This window comes from Kosakonia pseudosacchari (assembly GCF_015167415.1).
GTDB classification, from domain to species: domain Bacteria; phylum Pseudomonadota; class Gammaproteobacteria; order Enterobacterales; family Enterobacteriaceae; genus Kosakonia; species Kosakonia pseudosacchari.
On sequence record NZ_CP063425.1, the window covers coordinates 2,338,971 to 2,356,393 of the forward strand.

Annotated in this window: 18 protein-coding genes; 8 read left to right on the forward strand and 10 right to left on the reverse strand. The window is 53.2% G+C overall.

Translation table 11 applies throughout. The features are described from left to right. Positions 1-27 precede the first annotated feature (27 nt). The gene (gene glgX, locus IP581_RS10985) at positions 28-2,106 is read left to right on the forward strand and encodes a glycogen debranching protein GlgX (RefSeq protein ID WP_193822549.1); all 2,079 of its coding nucleotides are present in this window, start codon (positions 28-30) and stop codon (positions 2,104-2,106) included. 43 nt (positions 2,107-2,149) lie between these two features. Here glgX and tehA read toward each other — a convergent pair whose 3' ends face one another. Beyond that, a complete protein-coding gene (tehA, locus tag IP581_RS10990; RefSeq protein WP_193822550.1) occupies positions 2,150-3,103 on the reverse strand; it encodes a dicarboxylate transporter/tellurite-resistance protein TehA in 954 nt (317 codons plus the stop codon). 224 nt (positions 3,104-3,327) lie between these two features. On the opposite strand from tehA, the gene yahO reads away from it, so the two are divergent. From yahO to IP581_RS11005, 3 genes are all read left to right on the forward strand, one after another. Further along, positions 3,328-3,603, forward strand: coding sequence for a DUF1471 family periplasmic protein YahO (yahO, locus tag IP581_RS10995; RefSeq protein ID WP_017456766.1), 276 nt, complete (start codon positions 3,328-3,330; stop codon positions 3,601-3,603). 427 nt (positions 3,604-4,030) lie between these two features. Next, entirely contained in the window at positions 4,031-4,465 is a 435-nt protein-coding gene (locus tag IP581_RS11000; RefSeq protein WP_097400946.1) for a hypothetical protein, read from the forward strand. 14 nt (positions 4,466-4,479) lie between these two features. Further along, entirely contained in the window at positions 4,480-5,034 is a 555-nt protein-coding gene (locus tag IP581_RS11005) for an RNA polymerase sigma factor (RefSeq protein ID WP_193822679.1), read from the forward strand. Between the two features lie 28 nt (positions 5,035-5,062). Here IP581_RS11005 and IP581_RS11010 read toward each other — a convergent pair whose 3' ends face one another. The 4 genes from IP581_RS11010 to lysC form a co-directional block, all read right to left on the reverse strand. After that, the gene (locus IP581_RS11010) at positions 5,063-5,797 is read right to left on the reverse strand and encodes a hypothetical protein (RefSeq protein ID WP_193822551.1); all 735 of its coding nucleotides are present in this window, start codon (positions 5,795-5,797) and stop codon (positions 5,063-5,065) included. A gap of 72 nt (positions 5,798-5,869) precedes the next feature. Next, positions 5,870-7,168 carry a glycoside hydrolase family 10 protein gene (locus IP581_RS11015; protein WP_086869089.1) on the reverse strand — a complete coding sequence of 433 codons (1,299 nt, stop codon included), beginning with the start codon at positions 7,166-7,168 and terminating at the stop codon, positions 5,870-5,872. A 7-nt stretch (positions 7,169-7,175) separates the two neighbouring features. Next, the gene (locus tag IP581_RS11020) at positions 7,176-7,463 is read right to left on the reverse strand and encodes a VF530 family protein (RefSeq protein WP_193822552.1); all 288 of its coding nucleotides are present in this window, start codon (positions 7,461-7,463) and stop codon (positions 7,176-7,178) included. A gap of 263 nt (positions 7,464-7,726) precedes the next feature. Next, positions 7,727-9,088 carry a lysine-sensitive aspartokinase 3 gene (gene lysC / locus IP581_RS11025; RefSeq protein ID WP_193822553.1) on the reverse strand — a complete coding sequence of 454 codons (1,362 nt, stop codon included), beginning with the start codon at positions 9,086-9,088 and terminating at the stop codon, positions 7,727-7,729. 639 nt (positions 9,089-9,727) lie between these two features. On the opposite strand from lysC, the gene IP581_RS11030 reads away from it, so the two are divergent. Together IP581_RS11030 and IP581_RS11035 are read left to right on the forward strand one after the other, a co-directional pair. After that, positions 9,728-11,113 carry a diaminobutyrate--2-oxoglutarate transaminase gene (locus IP581_RS11030; RefSeq protein WP_097400951.1) on the forward strand — a complete coding sequence of 462 codons (1,386 nt, stop codon included), beginning with the start codon at positions 9,728-9,730 and terminating at the stop codon, positions 11,111-11,113. Positions 11,114-11,130: 17 nt separating this feature from the next. After that, complete coding sequence (locus IP581_RS11035) at positions 11,131-12,594, forward strand: pyridoxal phosphate-dependent decarboxylase family protein (protein WP_193822554.1); 1,464 nt, start codon at positions 11,131-11,133, stop codon at positions 12,592-12,594. A gap of 79 nt (positions 12,595-12,673) precedes the next feature. Here the strand turns inward: IP581_RS11035 and IP581_RS11040 are convergent, their stop codons facing one another. Genes IP581_RS11040 through IP581_RS11060 form a run of 5 tightly spaced genes read right to left on the reverse strand, consistent with a single transcriptional unit; the run spans position 12,674 to position 15,728 of the window. Further along, complete coding sequence (locus IP581_RS11040) at positions 12,674-12,901, reverse strand: helix-turn-helix domain-containing protein (protein WP_086869080.1); 228 nt, start codon at positions 12,899-12,901, stop codon at positions 12,674-12,676. A gap of 2 nt (positions 12,902-12,903) precedes the next feature. Beyond that, positions 12,904-13,437: a DUF2975 domain-containing protein gene (locus IP581_RS11045; protein ID WP_086869078.1), complete on the reverse strand. Its 534-nt coding sequence runs from the start codon at positions 13,435-13,437 to the stop codon at positions 12,904-12,906. 25 nt (positions 13,438-13,462) lie between these two features. Beyond that, a complete protein-coding gene (locus tag IP581_RS11050) occupies positions 13,463-13,810 on the reverse strand; it encodes a hypothetical protein (protein WP_193822555.1) in 348 nt (115 codons plus the stop codon). Then, a complete protein-coding gene (locus IP581_RS11055) occupies positions 13,797-14,912 on the reverse strand; it encodes a serine hydrolase domain-containing protein (RefSeq protein WP_193822556.1) in 1,116 nt (371 codons plus the stop codon). The genes IP581_RS11050 and IP581_RS11055 overlap by 14 nt, the downstream gene beginning before the upstream one ends. A gap of 9 nt (positions 14,913-14,921) precedes the next feature. Next, on the reverse strand, positions 14,922-15,728 hold the full coding sequence (locus tag IP581_RS11060) for a MipA/OmpV family protein (RefSeq protein WP_193822557.1): 807 nt from the start codon (positions 15,726-15,728) through the stop codon (positions 14,922-14,924). Positions 15,729-15,874: 146 nt separating this feature from the next. Between IP581_RS11060 and IP581_RS11065 the strand changes: the two genes are divergently transcribed. Both IP581_RS11065 and IP581_RS11070 read left to right on the forward strand, forming a co-directional pair. Continuing rightward, positions 15,875-16,615: an SDR family oxidoreductase gene (locus tag IP581_RS11065; RefSeq protein WP_193822558.1), complete on the forward strand. Its 741-nt coding sequence runs from the start codon at positions 15,875-15,877 to the stop codon at positions 16,613-16,615. A 30-nt stretch (positions 16,616-16,645) separates the two neighbouring features. Then, on the forward strand, positions 16,646-17,119 hold the full coding sequence (locus IP581_RS11070) for a GyrI-like domain-containing protein (RefSeq protein ID WP_193822559.1): 474 nt from the start codon (positions 16,646-16,648) through the stop codon (positions 17,117-17,119). Positions 17,120-17,423 lie beyond the last annotated feature (304 nt).

The window sequence follows — 17,423 nt, forward strand, 5'->3', positions numbered from 1 at the left end:
GACTTTACAGGCGATCAAGGGGAAGCAATGTCTGACGGAAAACAGTTTTACATTACGGCGGGGCACGGCCAGCAACTCGGTGCGAATTACGACGGTGAGGGCGTTAACTTTGCCCTTTTTTCAGCGCATGCGCATCGTGTGGAGCTCTGTTTATACGCCCCCGATGGCAAGCAGGAGATCGCCCGGTTTGATCTGCCGGAAAACACCCACGAGATCTGGCACGGGTATGTGCCAGGCCTGCAACCCGGCGCGCTGTATGGCTACCGGGTGCATGGTCCGTTTGAGCCGGAAAACGGCCACCGGTTTAACCCCAATAAACTCTTAATTGATCCGTATGCCCGCGAACTGGCCGGTGATATCGAGTGGAACGCGGCCCATTACGCTTACGATTTAGAGCACGAAGATAAAGACCTGACGTTTGATACCCAGGATAGCGCGCCGTATACGCCGAAATGCCGGGTTATCGATCCGCAGGCGTTCGACTGGCAGGATCACGCCAGGCCGAACATTCCCTGGCCGCGTACGGTTTTCTACGAAACCCATGTCAAAGGCTTCACTCAGCTTAATCCGGCGCTGCCGCCGGAACTGCGTGGCACGTTTGAAGGGATGGGACATAAGGCGTCGGTCGAGTACATCAAAAGCCTCGGTATCACCTCTGTCGAACTGCTACCGGTACACTGGTTCCCGGACGATCAACATTTGCTCGATAAAGGCCTGCGCAATTTCTGGGGTTACAACACGCTTGGTTTCTTCGCTCCGGCGTCGCGCTATTACGGGCCGCGCGGCATCCAGGGCTTTCGCGATATGGTGCGGGCGTTTCACGATGCCGGTATCGAAGTGATCCTTGATGTGGTTTATAACCACACGGCAGAAGGCAACGAACTGGGGCCAACGCTGTCGTTTAAAGGCATCGACAACTTCTCCTATTACCGCACGTTACCGGATCAGCACCGCTACTACATCAATGACACCGGCACCGGCAATACGGTGAACACTTCACACCCGCGCGTATTGCAGATGGTGATGGATTCGCTGCGTTACTGGGCAGAAGCGATGCATATCGACGGTTTTCGCTTCGATCTGGGCACCATTCTCGGGCGCGAGCCGGAAGGATTCGACCAGCGCGGCGGCTTTTTTGACGCCATGACGCAGGACCCGCTCCTGTCCAGGCTGAAACTGGTCGGCGAACCGTGGGACATCGGTCCCGGCGGTTATCAGGTGGGCGGTTTCCCGCCGGGCTGGGCGGAGTGGAACGACAAATACCGCGACACGCTGCGTGAATACTGGAAGGGTGATAACGTCTCGACGGACTTTGCCGCCCGCTTGCTGGGCTCCGGCGATCTCTACGATCAGCGCGGGCGTCGCCCGTGGGCAAGCGTCAATTTTATTACTGCCCACGACGGTTTTACGTTGAACGACCTGGTCTCGTACAACGAAAAACATAATGAAGCCAACGGCGAGGACAATAACGACGGTCACAACGACAACCGCTCCTATAACTACGGCGCGGAAGGCGTGACTGAGGATGAAGGCATCAATGCCGTGCGCGAACGGCAAAAACGCAACTTCCTCGCCACACTGTTCTTCTCTCATGGCACGCCAATGCTGCTGGCCGGGGACGAGTTTGGCCGTACCCAGCAGGGCAATAACAATGGCTACTGCCAGGACAGTGAAATCTCGTGGATCAACTGGGACGCGCTGCAAAGCGGCAATGGTGAAGCGCTGCGGGAATTTACCCGTCACGTCATTGCGCTGCGTGCCCAACAGCCGATCCTGCGGCGTGAAAACTGGCGCGATGGCATGGAGATCCGCTGGTACAACGCGGGTGGCGGCGAGCAGTTGCCGGAACAGTGGGATGAAGGCTCGACGATCGGCGTTTATATCGGCCGCCCGGATTTGCAGGAAGAAGAGGGCGTCTGGCATGACGTGCTGATGTTGTTTAACCCGTTTGAAGGGACGGTGCCGTTTCGTATTCCGCAGTTCGGCGAAGGTGGCTGGGTGCTGGAGTTGACCACGACGGATAGCGCGAAACGCGGGATTGTGATCACCAAGGAGAAGGATTTCGAACTCGAAGGGCGCAGTATCGTACTGTTCCGTCGCCCGTAAACAGCAAGCGATGCGCCAGGTAACATGCCTGGCGCATTCTCGATTATGTACGAATCAGTAATTTGCCCCGCAGTAACAGCGCGAAGGTTTTTACCATCAACAGCGCGATCACCAGATTAGCCGCGATAAATAGCGGGAATGACATCCAGTACAGTGCGCCGCCCGGCGTGCCGTGTCCCAGACGAATCGAGGTGGTCGCCAGCGATGCCACGCCGAATGAAAAGCTCCAGAACGACGGGTTGAACGGCTGTGAACTGTACCAGGGGATCAGCCTTATCATAAACAGCATCTGCAACAGGCCATAACCGAATAACAGTTTGGCGAACACATCGGCCTGCCCGCCATTGATGCTCAGCCAGGCGCTACAGGCGACGAATGCAGGTGCCATCTGAATGCCAAGCGAGGTGCGCACAGCGGGTGACATTTCATCAAGATTGCGCATCCGGCTGAGGATCGCGGGCTCAAGGCTCAGCCAGGAGAAGAGCCCGGCGCCGAGAAACAACATCCCGACATCGTTAAAACCGAACGCGCCGCAGGCCATGGCGCTGATAAAGTTATTGGCAACCGTGGGCAGATAAAGACCCGGCGTCGTCGCTTCTTTCGGGTGCTGACCGCGCCACAGCCCGGCGGTTTGCCAGGCGGAATAGGTGAGCTGAATAACGACAGCAACCAGAAAAAGCCCCAGCGCCAGCGTGTGCAACCACGGCGCAAGGCCAATGGCGACCAGCATCGAGGTTGCTGGTGCCAGGCTGACAAAACTGCTTTTCAGCGGATGGGTGATCTCTTCCAGCACGCTTGCGCCGTGGCGGAACATGCGGCTAATAAAGGCCAGCATCAACAGCGCCCAGATGACCATCGCCAGAATGATTAAGCTATTCGCGGGCAGCAGGGTAACCGGCCAGATAGTGGCGGCGAAACGCCAGGAAAAGCCGAGCCCGATAATACCAAGCACAATGCCAAAGTAACCGGCCGGAAGATTGAGGTGGGACGCTTTCATCACCAAACTCCTGAAATGTGTAAACCCTGAAGTAAGACGCGCGCCATTATATATGACATTTCATATGCAGGTTTCACTTTTTATTCAGCTTAATCTGTTGATTAAATAACCGATTAATTAACGGTATTGAATTATTTTTACCTTGGTCTACCGTTAAAGCGTAAATGATCGACTGTGCTTTTCTGTTATTTACAGCCATCTCAAATCAATCCGGAGAATGCCTGATGAACAAAAAAAGTTTAGTGATTATTAGCGCGTTAACATTACTGGCGAGTAATGCCTGGGCCGCCAAATTAATGGAAAAAGCAGAATTTGATAAAGTTTCTTCGCAATATGAAAAGGTTGGCGAAATTGCCACATCCGATGAGATGTCACCCATGGACGCCCGCCATGCGCTGAGCAAACTGGCGGATGAAAAGGGTGGTGATGTGTATGTCGTAACCTCCGATCAAACCAGGAAAAAAATTCACGCCACGGCCGATGTTTACAAGAAGAAATAAAATAATAAAGCCTCCCCATACGGGAGTTTTTTTATTTTCGAAAGCGACTGGTCTGAATATATCGAATATCATAATAGTTAGGTTTTAAATTAACGTGTCTTTTTTACTAAATTAAGTGGTGCGCAGCGTAAATATACCAGCGCATCGCTAGCAGGAGTGCTGCGGCACTCCTGCTTGTAGACAAGTGGCATTTGCCATTCCATCGGCGTTTCTGCCTGGCAGACCTATAGAGGCTAAAATTGAGGACATGACTTCAGGAATCCCCATTGGGTTGCGGTTGAGATAAATTAAATATTTAATTTCAATGAGTTATATTTTATTTTATTCCTGAAGGCATTTTTTTGCATTTTGCTGGCAATATTTTTACCGCTCATCCGTCTACTTCATCACAAGCAATTATTCATTAAGCTGATGGAGTAGAAAAAAGATGAGAGATTTTGATATGCATGGGCACAAACACGGTCACGGCTTTGGTCGGCACCGGATGATGAAACCGTTGATCATTGGCGTGGTGGTATTTATCGCGTTAGGGCTGCTGGTGATGTCTTTATGGAATGCGCTGCTACCGGCCATTCTTGGCGTGAAAAGCATTGGGTTCTGGCAGGCGCTGGGGCTGTTAGTGCTGAGCCGCATTCTCTTTGGCGGGCTGGGGTTCCACGGGGGAATGTTTGGTCTGGCGCGTCGGCGTATGCACGAACGCTGGATGCAAATGACGCCAGAGCAGCGTGAAGCTTTTATCCAGCAGCGTCGCGAAGGTTTTGGTCGCCGCGATCGCTGCGGCTGGCGTGGGCGCTGGGATGAAAGGGCGGATGACCGTCATCAGCCTGACGATAGCAGCGCAAAAAAACCGGACGCTGAGTGAGCACGGTGAAAACCATGGACGGCGAGTCTTTGCTGGTCAACGCGCTGAATGCCTGTCGCTCACGCCTGAAAGCGTTTATTCGTGGGCGCACGGCAGTGCGCGATGATGCCGACGACATTTTGCAGGAAGTGACTTATCAGCTGATGAATGTGGAACAACCGGTGGAGAATGTTGCCGCCTGGTTGTTCCGCGCCGCGCGCAATGAAATGACGGATCGCGCGCGTAAAAAACGTGAACTGCCGTTGTCCGGTTTTTTCAACGGTGGTGACGATGAAAGCGATTTTGCGGAAGATGAGTTGGCCGAAACGCTGTTTGGCGTGCCGCAAACGCCGGAAGAGGCGTATCTGCGCGAGCTGTTATGGCAAGAGCTGGAAAGCGCGCTGGCGGAACTTCCGCCCGCCCAGCGCGAGGTGTTCGAAAAGACCGAGCTTGAAGGTTTGAGTTATAAGGCGCTGGTGGAGGAGACGGGTGTCAGCATGCAGGCGCTGTTGTCCCGTAAGCACAAGGCGGTGCTCTATCTGCGCAGCAGGCTGCGCAGTGTTTATGATGCGCTAATGGACGAGACTTGAGGTTCTGACGGACGGAAACCACCCGTTTTTACTCTCTTTTTTCCGAAATACTAAACAGCTTATTCAATGGTGTGGTGGCAAAATGGCGATAAAGAATGTCTAACTCATCTTTAAGACGCGGATGGCGCTCTATTCGATCTCTATATTCTTGCGCGCTAATGATGTCATCAGGGTAGTTAATATAAGAAATATAATACGCAACTTCATACATGAGCCCCAAACTTTCGGCAACTGAGTTAATAAAAGAAGTGAAAGTTTCTTCTTGATTGCATGTCAGAGACCAGCGGCTCAGTAGTTCCATGCTTGTTTTTATATTGGCTATATCCGCGTATAACGAAGTGATTTCCTCAAGAGAACTTTCTGCGCTATCAATTACTTTTTGATAATGCACGCGATTGGGATCGTCCGATTGTGTAGAAACATCAAATCTTCGTACATCTAAAAAAACTTTCCATGAAAGTGAATTATAACTTTTATACGCATTATCAACGTCATCCATCAGAATGGATGCGCGATTAAACCCTTCGGCATGGATTTTTTCGCTAAAGAAATCTTTTGCATTTTTAGCAACAACAATCGTAATAAAAGCAATGAACAGATTTGTTATCCAGCTTAACCAATCTGGCCATGAGCCAAAGTCCGGGCTTGAATAGTTATAAACCAAAGCAAGCAGTTTAAAGCCCAGAATGATAATAATCAGTAGCGGTGCAGTACAAAGCGTATAAAAAACAATATTGTCAAGATGCGCTAATTTTGATTTCACAGCTCCATTCCTTTTTTATTCATTATCAATGGCAGGGCATGCGCCATGATGCATGCCCTGGATGATTCCTGCTTAACCACCCCAGCGGCTTTTCAAATAATTCACCGCCTGCTGAGTTTGCGGCTGTTCCAGATAACTTTCGCGGAACAAAATCGTGCCGTTAATTTGCGGTAGCGATTCGTTTAAATCGAGCTGTTTTTTCAGTTCGGGCACGCCACCGTTGACGGTCCAGTCGGGCTCATTCTTCGAATATTCCCCCACCTTATACAGCGCCACGCCGATGTAGAGCCGCGTTTTAGTCGGTTTCACGACATTCGCCCACCATTTTGCCAGCACATCGTAACGCGCCGCATCGCGGGCGAATGGCCAGTAGATTTGCGGGGCAATGTAATCCAGTAGCCCTTGTTGCACCCAGCGGCGTGTGTCGGCGAACGATTCGTCATACGCCGCGGCACCGCGCGTGTCGGACCCGGCGGCATCAAATGAACGGTTACGCCAGACTCCCGCCGGGCTCACGCCAAACTCTACATTGGGGTTGAGTTGCCGGATGGTGCGCGAAACCTGTTCAATCAATTGCTGCGTATTGTTGCGCCGCCAGTCCGCTTTTGAACTGAACGCCTGGCCATATTGCCGATAGGTCTGGTTGTCATTCAGCGCAGAACCTGGGGTTTCAGCGTAGAAATAGTCGTCAAATTGCACACCATCGACCGGGTAGCGTGCCACCACTTCCGCAACGATGCTGGTTATCCAGTCGCGCACTTCCGGAATGCCGGGATCGAGCACAAAACGGTCGCCCGCGGTGCGGATCCAGTCACGATGCAGCACAAAAATGCTCGCCGGGTGCAGGGATAAGGTGCGGTTGAGATCCGCCGTGGTTGACGGTTTGGTATTAACTGAAACGCGGTAGGGGTTAAACCACGCATGCACTTTCATGCCGCGTTTGTGCGCTTCATCAAGAATAAACTGCAGCGGATCGTAACCGGGATCCTGCCCAATGGTGCCGGTCAGCATATCTGACCAGGGTAAAATCTTTGACGGCCATAGCGCGGTGCCGTCGGGTTTGACCTGGAAAAAGACGGTGTTAATGCCGAGGCTTTTTAGCTTATCCAGCTTGTTTCTCAGCGCCGCTTGTTGCTGGCTGACGCGCAACGAAGCACTCATGTTGACCGAATTTACCGGCGGCCAGTCGAGACGCGACACGGTCGCCAGCCAGATACCGCGCACCGGTTGTGTATTTTTTGCAGGCGTCGTTGCGAGCGGTTGTTTTGCCACCGGCGGCAACGGCGTGACGAGTGATTTCGGCGCTTTTGAGGCGCAACTGGCGAGTAAAAGCGCAGTGGCAATAAGCACGCCTGACTTTTGTAGTGACATCTGAAAATTAGCTCTTAGGCGTTCGACCGCTTGTCCACGGGTTAAACGCAGGTTCGTCTGATTTGGTCGGGGCGCGCTCTTCCAGCGATTCAAGATACAGCGCCTCAACTTCCGCGCGCGCCCAGGGCGTGCGTCGTAAAAATTTCAAACTGGATTTAACGCTTGGATCGTTTTTAAAGCAATTGATATTGATGCGCTTGCCGAGTTCGGACCAACCGTAGCGGTCGACCAGCGCGTTAACTTGCATTTCTAGCGTCACGCCGTGCAAAGGATCTTTTGAAATATGAGCGGCCATGTGAAATCCGGTTTTCGGGAAAAGTTTCGCGGAAGGTTACAAGAAAGCCCGCTGAGCGTCACGGGCTTTGCGCCGCTGAACGTTACAGTCCACACAGGCAAGGGCGAAGTTCTCGGATCGCGGCGGTGGCGGCCACCTTCAGCAAAGCGGACGTTCAGCCAGGGGTAAAGAGAGGAAGCGGTGGGCGATGGCTCAAGGGTTAAGTGCTGGCAAACGTGCTGCCAGCACTAACTCGTGCCCGCGTACAGGGCACGTTACCGCCGTTATTCTAACAGGTTACGGTGTAACGTTTTAACGGCGCTGTCCGCGCATTCCGCAGGGAGCAGGAAGCAAAGATTATGGCTGGACGCGCCGTGGCAAATCATCCGCACGGATTGGTTTTCCAGTTCGGCGAAAACCTCTTTGCACACTGCCGGAGCCTGCGAGAGCGTGTTACCAATCAGCGACACTAATGCCAGCCCGGTTTCGATTTCGACATGGCAGTGCGACGACAGTTCGGTAAGCAGCGCGGTAGTGAGCGTGTCCGCTTCACCGGACGTAGAACCGGTGGAGTTAAGAATGATCGCGATGCTGGTTTCCGAGGTGGTCACCAGATCCATGGCGACGTCATGACGCGACAAAATACCAAACATTTGGGCCAAAAAGCGGTGTGCCGGCTGCGTATCGACGCTGGATAACTTTAACAGCGTTTGCTGGCGACGAACGGCCAGTGCACGGTAACGCGGTGGTTCGTGCGTGTCGCGACAGACCAGCGTTCCGCCCGCGCGCGGCTGGGCGCTTGAACCGACAAAGACCGGGATATTTTTACGCATCGCCGGTAGCAGGGTTGCCGGATGCAGCACTTTCGCGCCAAAGGTCGCCATTTCACTGGCTTCAGAGAATGAGAGTGTATCGATGCGTTTTGCCTGGGTGACGATTCGGGGATCGGTGGTATAAATCCCGGCGACATCGGTCCAGATATCCACTCGCGCAGCTTGCAGCGCTTCAGCCAGCAATGAGGCGGTGTAATCGCTACCGCCACGGCCAAGCGTGGTTGTTTGTCCCGCCGCGTCGCTGCCAATAAAGCCTTGTGTGACCACCAGCGACTGCGCAATGCGCGGGCGTAAATGCTTTTCCACCCGTTCTGCAATCTCGCTTATAACGGGTACCGCGCAGCCGAACGTGTCGTTCGTGCGGATCACTTTGCGCGCGTCAAACCACTGCGTTTCCACGTCGCGTTCGCGCAGAACCTCCACAAACAGCAGGGAAGACATCAACTCCCCGTGGCTCACCAGTTCATCGCACAGCGCGTCTGACCGGGAATCAACGGCCATGGCCGCAAGATGGCTGATATTATCGAGCAGGCGGTCGATCTCTTGGCCGATGGCTTCTGGCTGTTTCAGGCGAGAAATAATGTTGTATTGCAGGGTGCGCAGGGTATCGATCTTGTCTTGTCGAACGCTGCTTTCCAGACCGCCAGAGAGTTCAACTAACAGGTTGGTGACGCCAGCGGAGGCAGACAAAACAACCAGACGAACATCTTTATCAGCAAGGACAATGGTGGCGCTGCGGCTCATCGCGTCAAAATCGGCGACACTGGTTCCGCCAAATTTGGCAACGATGGTGTGTGGATAAATGCGAGTCATAATAATCTCATATCAGGGCGCCATAATTTTAATGGCATGAAAATTTTCATTCTCGGCATAAGGGAAGCGTGCTTCGCCTTACGAAATGTCCGCCCGCGAACATCTCTTTTTACAACCCAGGATTCTGCTCCCGTTGTCGATAACCTGTATTGCCTCTCACGAGTTACCGGGTGTGATGCGCATTAATGGTTAAATAGATGCTTCCTTTTTTTGGCCTGGGAATTTTTATCGCGGGCATAGTAAGTGATTTAACTCGCTGAATCGATAATTTCCTCAACATTTGCAATAACCCAATGGAAAATCTCATGATTTATTCAGTGGTTGCTGGCGGAGTTTGGCTTAAATAACGTTCTAATAACATAAAAAGAGCACAAATATTAAAAAGCGAGTCTTATCATGGCGTTGTTCGCAATGCTTGCTGGAATATTCTTGTAACAGAATTGGTTACAATTCACGCTGAACAATCCCCACGCATAAATATTTTTTGTCATTGATTTTTAAAGAAAATGACATAAATAGCCTGACAAAATAAAAGATTGAGTCCGTTGCTGAAAACACATATATTAGCCGCGTTTTTTACAAGCCCCCTTAAACCCTTATTCAACCCGGTGTTAAACCAACCCAGGTTGTAGGAGAGATATGATGACGGATAAAGTCCGTATTGATTCTTTGAGTGCTAATTCATTCCCGCAAAGCAATGAGACCTTTTTAGCAAGACAGGCTGAGTTTGAATCCAATGTCAGAAGCTATCCGCGTAAATTGCCGTTAGCGATTGCCAAAGCGCAGGGCGTCTGGATCACCGATGTTGAGAATAATCAATACCTTGACTGCCTTGCAGGCGCCGGTACTCTGGCGCTGGGCCATAATCATCCTGATGTGATTCAGAGCATCCAAAGTGTCATTACCAGTGGCTTACCGTTACATACGCTCGACCTGACCACGCCGTTAAAAGATGAGTTTTCAGAATATCTGCTCTCTTTGCTGCCGGGTCAGGGCAAAGAATATTGCCTGCAATTCACCGGGCCTTCCGGCGCAGACGCCGTAGAAGCGGCGCTGAAGCTGGCGAAAAAAGTGACCGGTCGTTCCGGTATTATCAGTTTCTCTGGCGGTTACCATGGCATGACGCACGGCGCGCTTTCCGTGACGGGCAACCTGTCGCCGAAAGAAGCGGTAAACGGCATGATGCCGGAAGTGCAGTTTATGCCTTATCCGCACCAGTACCGTTGCCCGCTGGGCATCGGTGGCGAAGCCGGTGTCAAAGCGCTGACCTACTACTTTGAAAACCTGATCAACGACGTTGAAAGCGGCGTACGTAAACCGGCTGCCGTGATTCTGGAAGCGGTGCAGGGTGAAGGCGGCGTGAACCCGGCGCCGATCGAGTGGCTGCAGCGCATCCGTAAAGTGACCCAGGAACACGGCATTCTGCTGATCCTCGACGAAGTGCAGGCTGGTTTCGCGCGTACTGGCAAACTGTTCGCCTTCGAACACGCCGGTATTGAGCCGGACATCATTGTGATGTCCAAAGCGGTCGGTGGCGGTTTACCGCTGGCGGTGCTCGGTATCAAAAAACAGTTCGACGCCTGGGCGCCGGGCCACCATACCGGTACTTTCCGTGGCAACCAGCTGGCGATGGCAACCGGCCTCACTACACTGAAGATCCTCAAAGAAGATCGCATCGCCGATAAAGTGGCAGAGCAGGGTGAATGGCTGAAAGGCAAGCTGGCTGAAATGCAAAAACGTTTCCCGGTGATTGGCCATGTACGCGGCCTGGGCCTGATGATCGGTATTGAGATCGTTAAGCCGCAGGAAGCGCAGGATCACATGGGGTGCTACCCGGCGGACGGCGAACTTTCTGCGCTGTTGCAGAAAAAATGCTTCGAATCGGGTCTGATCCTGGAGCGCGGCGGCCGTGGCGGTTGCGTATTGCGTCTGCTGCCGTCGCTGCTTATCAGCAATGCAGAGCTGGAAATTTTCCTCGATAAATTTGAAAACGCGCTGCTGAGCGCTGGCGTGAAGCCTGTTTAATCGGAGTAAGTGAGCGAATGTCTGATTTAAATCCGATTCTCTCGGGTTCCGCGCAGAGTATTGCGGCCTATCAGGAAGCGATCGAGCAGAGCACGCAAGCCGTTGTACAGTGGCTCAAGCAACCTGAAATGTATCAGGGCAAAACTGTCGCGGAATTACGTGAGCGCATCAATTTAGAATTCACGTCTCAGGGCCTGGGTAACCAGGCCGCCATTGAGCGCGCCGTTGAGTATTTCCTTAAAGACAGCCTGTCCGTGCATCATCCGCAGTGTGTGGCGCATCTGCACTGTCCGAGCCTGGTGATTAGCCAGGCGGCGGAAGTGCTGATCAACGCCACGAACCAGAGTATGGATTCGTGGGATCAGAGCCCGTCGGCGACCATCATTGAGATGAAACTCATCGAATGGCTGCGCGCGCAGGTGGGGTATCCGGCCGGTGACGCTGGCGTGTTCACCAGCGGTGGTACGCAGAGTAACCTGATGGGGCTGATGCTGGCGCGTGACGCGTTTTTCGCGCGTCAGGGCCACTCTGTTCAGCTGCACGGCTTAACCGGTAATCTCAGCAAAATTAAAGTGTTATGTTCTGAAAATGCACACTTTTCGGTGCAGAAGAACATGGCGCTAATGGGACTGGGTTACCAGTCCGTGACGCTGGTGAAAACGGATGAATTCTCGCGCATGGATCTCAACGATCTGGCGCAGAAACTGGCCGAGGCGAAAGCCAACGGTGAGCAGGTGATGGCCATTGTTGCTACCGCCGGCACCACCGATGCGGGTGCTATTGATCCGTTAGCGGAAATCGCCGCGCTGGCTGCTGAACAGCAGATTTGGGTTCACGTTGATGCGGCCTGGGGCGGTGCGTTGCTGCTTTCTGAGAAGTATCGTCATTTCCTGAATGGCCTTGAGCTGGCGGATTCCGTAACGCTGGATTTCCATAAGCAATTCTTCCAGACCATCAGCTGTGGCGCGTTCCTGTTGAAAGATGCGCGCCATTATCAGTTGATGCGTTACCAGGCGGCCTACCTGAACTCTGACTTCGACGAAGAGCAGGGCGTACCAAACCTGGTGTCGAAATCATTGCAGACGACGCGCCGTTTCGATGCGCTGAAGCTGTGGATGGGGCTTGAAGCGCTGGGTAAAAAGCAGTACGCCGAAATTATTGATAATGGCGTGACGCTGGCGCAGCAGGTGGCGCAATTTGTTGCCGAACAGCCACAGCTGGAACTGGTGATGCAGCCGCAACTGGCCAGCGTGTTGTTCCGTTTCCGCCCGGAAAACGGCGATACCGCAGGTGTTGCGCTGCTGAACCAGCGTATCGGCGATGCGCTGCTGGCCTCCGGGAGCGCCAACGTAGGCGTAACAGAAGCTGACGGGGTGACATGCCTGAAGTTGACGCTGCTGAACCCGACCGTTTGCCTGGAGGACGTTAAAGTTCTGCTGGCGAGCGTGGTGGCCTGTGGTCAGCAGTTACAGAACGCCTGATTCACGTCGTTAATAAAAAAAAGCCGGCAGCAGCGATGTTGTCGGCTTTTTTATTGTCTACGAAACGCCTGTCTGGGCGTCACTCTTCGTCTGGCGCAGCGGGGTCGGGCTCCCAGGAGATAATGTCACCGGGCTGACACTCCATGGCTTCGCAAATTTTCGCCAGCGTATCGAATCGAATACCCTTTACTTTGCCGGACTTGAGCAGTGACAGGTTTTGCTCGGTGATACCGATAAAGGCCGCCAGCGCTCTGGACGTCATTTTTTTCTCTACCAACAGTTTGTCCAGATGAACCACCACAGCCATAGTCAGATAAACTCCCTGGTTTCTTCGTCCGCTTTGATCCCCGCGAGCATGGCGTGAAACGTGACAAATAACAAGCCGCCGGTGAGCAACAGGATCACATCGCCAATCAGCACGCTGACCTGGTAATATTTTTCCGGCCACCAGACGACAAGCGGTATTAAAAAGCGGCACACCGGCAATACGATGCCAAGGCTTAGCATCATCAAGGCAATATTGCGTACACAACGTGCCAGCGCCAGGTTGAGAATTTGCCGTTTACCGACCAGCCGCATCACGTGCATTCCCTGCCAGATAGCGAAAGCAAATAACCCAACGGGTAAATAGAGGAGCACCAGTAACAGCAACTGGTGAAACGGCGGTACGGCAGTCACTGGCTGGCTTTCCGCTTGCATGTCGGCAAATTTAAGCATGCTCGAAATAAAAAAAGACTCACCGGAAAAATATAACCACAGGGGTGTAATTAAGGCGAGGATGAAAAAGAGCGGTAATATCCCTGAGATAAACACCAGACTGAGTTTATTTCGTACACCTTTCACTTTGTACCTTCCTGAATTAAGGATTTTATTTTAAAACCAGCACGCTCAAGCATGACATAAGCATCAGCGCAATGGCAATCTTGCCAGCCGCCAGCACAGGCGGGCTGCGCGTTAACCAGGGCGCTGGCCACGCGCGATAAACGCTGATGGCAATAAACGAAGCCTGAACGGTCCATGTCAGCATTCTGAACAGATAACCGATCTTGGTCAGATGCGTGATGGTCTGCATCATTTCGGCACAATAAATGATCATCAACGCCAGCATGATGTAATTCAACAACCGTATTTTGTAATGCGCGAACCAGGAGCCGCAAATAAACAGCATGACCGAAATAAAGGTTAATATGGCCCACAACATATCAATCCAGTTCATGATGAGTTTCCGTTTTAGCTGATGTCTGCGTTAACAACAGGCGTATGGCCGGGCCAATAACGGGCCATGCCGTATCTGAGAGGATCACCACGGCGGATTGTTGCTGGGGATCGAACGCAATGGCGGAGGCAAAACCGGAAGATTCCCCGTCGTGCCAAGTGATGTCCCGCCCGCGAATACGGGTGGTAAACCAGGCGTAACCCACGCGTGAATCCGCATCGTCAGTGGCAAAGTGTGGCGGCATTGCCGCGCTACCGGCAAGATTGCCCGCCAGTAAGGCCTGCGCATAATGCGCCATATCGACGATGGTCGAACGCACACCGGCAGCCGGCGTGAACGCGCGTTGTATCCAGGGCGCTTCGGCAAACCCGGACACCGCCCAACCGTGGTGAAACTTGGGCGTGTCAGGGGTTAATGCTTCGGCAACAACGGTGTTTGCCATTTTCGCCTGCGCAAAAACCCGCGTTTGCAATAACGCATTAAAAGGCTGATGTGCTGCTCGCGACAGTGCCAGGCCCAGCAAGGCGTAGCCGGTATTGGAGTAATCAAAGCTGGCGGGCGCGGCTAAGCGGGTATTGTTCACCATTTCGATGACTGATTTTTCGTCATACTCCCAGAAGTTTTCACGCAGGATTATCTGGCTGATCATCCGGATCTTCTGGCGCAGCGATGAGGCCAGCGGCGGCAGGCCAGAGCGATGCGATGCTAATTGTTCAAGGGTTATGTCTTGCGCCGGGCCGCTGATTTCCGGAATGAGATCGCCAACGCGGGTTTGCGCTGTTGCTTCACCCCGGCGAAATGCCTCCATCAGCAAACTGCTGGTCATGGTTTTGGTCAGGCTGGCGATTTCATATTGTCGGTTGTAATCACTGTCCCAGAGTGCATATTGCACACCGCGCGGTGTGATGAGCGCGGCGGCGACGCTGCCTCGCGATCCTTTCAATAATGGCGTTAAAAATGACACCATACCGGCATCTCCCGTCTGGCGAGGAGAGGGGGTGCTGAAACCGGGTTGCAGGTAAATACCTGCGGCAATCAGTGCGATAAATACCGTGCCCGCAGCGAGCAGCCGTGCGCGGCTGCGAAAGTGACATTTGCTCATGGCACCACCTCAGAATGTGTACTGGATCAGTGACGACAGGCTGTACTGCATCCGGCTGTTGACCAGCGGGCTGCTCCCCGCTTCATCGAACAGGTACTGCGCGCGGCTGGTCAATCCTGCCGCCAGATTTTTATCGAAATGCCACATCAGTTCGGCATACAAACCACCTTGCTGGAAGCCTGATGAAGGGGAATAAATTGCAAAGTCGGTGCGGTGTGCCTGCTGAGCCGTCACGCCGTAGTGGCGCTGCTGGTAACCACTGTTCGCCCAGCTTATGTCGCCGCCGACCGAAATGGCAGCATGATGCCAGCGCCAGAGTTCGGCTTGCGCGCCGCTCGTGACGATCAGGCTTCTGCCCGGTGCTTCGCCGCCATATCGCTGCTTTTCAGTGGCAGTTAACAGGCGCAGCCACAACGTCCAGCTTTCTTGTTGGTAGCGCAGATCTGTACCCGCCATCAGCGCTGCAGACAGGTTACCCATCCCTTGTAGATCGCGGTTTTTTCTGCCGGAAAATGGATAATTAAACACCTCTTTTCGCGCCTCATCCTGCGTTAACAGCAGGCTCACGCTGAAGGGCGAGTCCGGTGTCAGTCCCCAGATCAGCCCGTCGGTAGACAGACCGAACAGCCCCCAGTTTTCGCTATGAAGATCCACGCCCGCTTTTAGCAGTGGGACCACTGCCGTGTGGTTCGAACCGGAGTAAATGGGGCGAACGCCGACGCCCAGCCCGGCAAAACCGGACAACTCAGCGCTGTGTGTCGACGCACAGATAAGTAATCCTGAGAACAAAACACCCTGTTGCACACTTCTTTTCATTCGATGCCTCTCCTGGCATAGGTGGTTGAATTGGGTGCAGGCTAGCCTGGTGTTTATCGTTTTACAATAAGTTTTTATTGTTTTATTTTAAATATCGCCGAGGGTAAAAATGTGCTTTGGCAGATAAACGGCTTCAGGGAGGCAGAATGGCCCGATTCACTGGTAAGAAAATTGTCATTACGGGAGCCAGCAGTGGTATTGGTCTGGTTGGGGCAAAACGCATTATTGCGGAAGAGGGGGAAGTGATGATCACCGGGCGTGATGCGTACAAACTGGCGCGCCTTCACCAGGCGCTGCCACCTGACGCCCGATTGCTGCAAAACGATGGTGCCGATCCGGCAGCGGCACAAGCGCTGGCTGACGCGGTAGCCTCCTTCGGCATGCTGGATGGCTTATGGCTGAATGCCGGGCAGCTGGCTTTTGCACCTGCCGAAAAGGGTAGTGCCGCGCTGTTCGATAGCATGATGAAGAACAATGTTCGTGCTGCAGTACTGCAAATATCCTGTCTTGCCCGCTTTTTAAAAGCGGGCGCGTCTGTGGTGCTGACCGCATCGACTGCCGCATATGAAGGGACACCACTTGCTTCGATTTATGCTGCCAGTAAAGGGGCGCAGCTGGCGCTGGTTCGCTGCTGGGCAACGGCTTTTGCAGCACAAGGGATCCGGGTGAATGCACTGGTACCAGGCGCGATAGAAACTGGTTTGCTTGAGGCGATCCCGATACCATTTCGTGGTCAATATGAGGCGCAGATCCGCTCTATTGTGCCGATGAAGCGGCCAGGAACGCCGGAGGAAGCGGCCGCCGTCGCGTTATTTTTGCTCTCTGATGATGCCAGTTATGTCACGGGCAGCCAGTACGTGGTTGATGGCGGGCTGCTGCGTTTATAAACGTTTTCTTAACTATTGTGCGGAGGATTTATGAGTTTACGGTTTGAAAATGCGCTTCCCCGGAACATCGTTTGTGTGCGCGTGGGTGGTCCATGGAATGAGACGGTGCCGGTGGGCTTTCAACAAATTATTGGCTGGGCGCAGGAGCAGGGCGTGGCTTACCGGGAAGCGCTGGTGTTTTACTGGGATGATCCCGCGCAAACAGATGTTGCCGACTTGCGTGCCGATGTCGCGCTAACGGTTGATGCGCAAACGTCAGTGAACATTACCGGTACAGTATTCAGAGAAGAAAAAGTGCCTGGAGGGCTATATGCGGTATGGCACACGCTTGTGCGGGACGGCGCTTACGCAAAAGCATGGAGCGATTTGTACGCTGCGATAGAAAACAGCGATTACGAACTTGCACGCGGCGTTTGTTTCGAAAACTACCTCTGCGATGGTCGTGATGGCAACTGGGATCTTGAAATCTGGCAGTCGGTGGAACCAAAAACGTCAAACCGCTAATCGCATCTGCACGCGGCGAGAAACCGCGTGCAAGCGCAGCAACTCTGTGCAAGGGGATGCCGCTGCTGGCAACTATGTCGTTTTCAAACCACAAACGGATTACGACTGAGTGGCGGGCAAAACCAGACTGTGCATGAGCAATGGCTGTGAATCGAAAGTGCGCTGTAAAAAGAGGCGAGCGGCCTGGGCGCTGGAAAGATAGTTCAGGCAGGCCAAGGCTTGACGGGAATAATCATATGCATCTTATTTAACATAATATACATTATGCGCACCAGCATAGAATCAGACAGAATCCGGAGTTTTA

What these genes read in the sequence shown, in the direction of transcription:
- glgX (WP_193822549.1), top strand. Translation starts at nt 28, where the DNA reads ATGTCTGACGGAAAACAGTTTTACATTACGGCGGGGCACGGCCAGCAA.
- tehA (WP_193822550.1), bottom strand. Translation starts at nt 3,103, where the DNA reads ATGAAAGCGTCCCACCTCAATCTTCCGGCCGGTTACTTTGGCATTGTG.
- yahO (WP_017456766.1), top strand. Translation starts at nt 3,328, where the DNA reads ATGAACAAAAAAAGTTTAGTGATTATTAGCGCGTTAACATTACTGGCG.
- IP581_RS11000 (WP_097400946.1), top strand. Translation starts at nt 4,031, where the DNA reads ATGAGAGATTTTGATATGCATGGGCACAAACACGGTCACGGCTTTGGT.
- IP581_RS11005 (WP_193822679.1), top strand. Translation starts at nt 4,480, where the DNA reads ATGGACGGCGAGTCTTTGCTGGTCAACGCGCTGAATGCCTGTCGCTCA.
- IP581_RS11015 (WP_086869089.1), bottom strand. Translation starts at nt 7,168, where the DNA reads ATGTCACTACAAAAGTCAGGCGTGCTTATTGCCACTGCGCTTTTACTC.
- IP581_RS11020 (WP_193822552.1), bottom strand. Translation starts at nt 7,463, where the DNA reads ATGGCCGCTCATATTTCAAAAGATCCTTTGCACGGCGTGACGCTAGAA.
- lysC (WP_193822553.1), bottom strand. Translation starts at nt 9,088, where the DNA reads ATGACTCGCATTTATCCACACACCATCGTTGCCAAATTTGGCGGAACC.
- IP581_RS11030 (WP_097400951.1), top strand. Translation starts at nt 9,728, where the DNA reads ATGATGACGGATAAAGTCCGTATTGATTCTTTGAGTGCTAATTCATTC.
- IP581_RS11035 (WP_193822554.1), top strand. Translation starts at nt 11,131, where the DNA reads ATGTCTGATTTAAATCCGATTCTCTCGGGTTCCGCGCAGAGTATTGCG.
- IP581_RS11040 (WP_086869080.1), bottom strand. Translation starts at nt 12,901, where the DNA reads ATGGCTGTGGTGGTTCATCTGGACAAACTGTTGGTAGAGAAAAAAATG.
- IP581_RS11050 (WP_193822555.1), bottom strand. Translation starts at nt 13,810, where the DNA reads ATGAACTGGATTGATATGTTGTGGGCCATATTAACCTTTATTTCGGTC.
- IP581_RS11055 (WP_193822556.1), bottom strand. Translation starts at nt 14,912, where the DNA reads ATGAGCAAATGTCACTTTCGCAGCCGCGCACGGCTGCTCGCTGCGGGC.
- IP581_RS11060 (WP_193822557.1), bottom strand. Translation starts at nt 15,728, where the DNA reads ATGAAAAGAAGTGTGCAACAGGGTGTTTTGTTCTCAGGATTACTTATC.
- IP581_RS11065 (WP_193822558.1), top strand. Translation starts at nt 15,875, where the DNA reads ATGGCCCGATTCACTGGTAAGAAAATTGTCATTACGGGAGCCAGCAGT.
- IP581_RS11070 (WP_193822559.1), top strand. Translation starts at nt 16,646, where the DNA reads ATGAGTTTACGGTTTGAAAATGCGCTTCCCCGGAACATCGTTTGTGTG.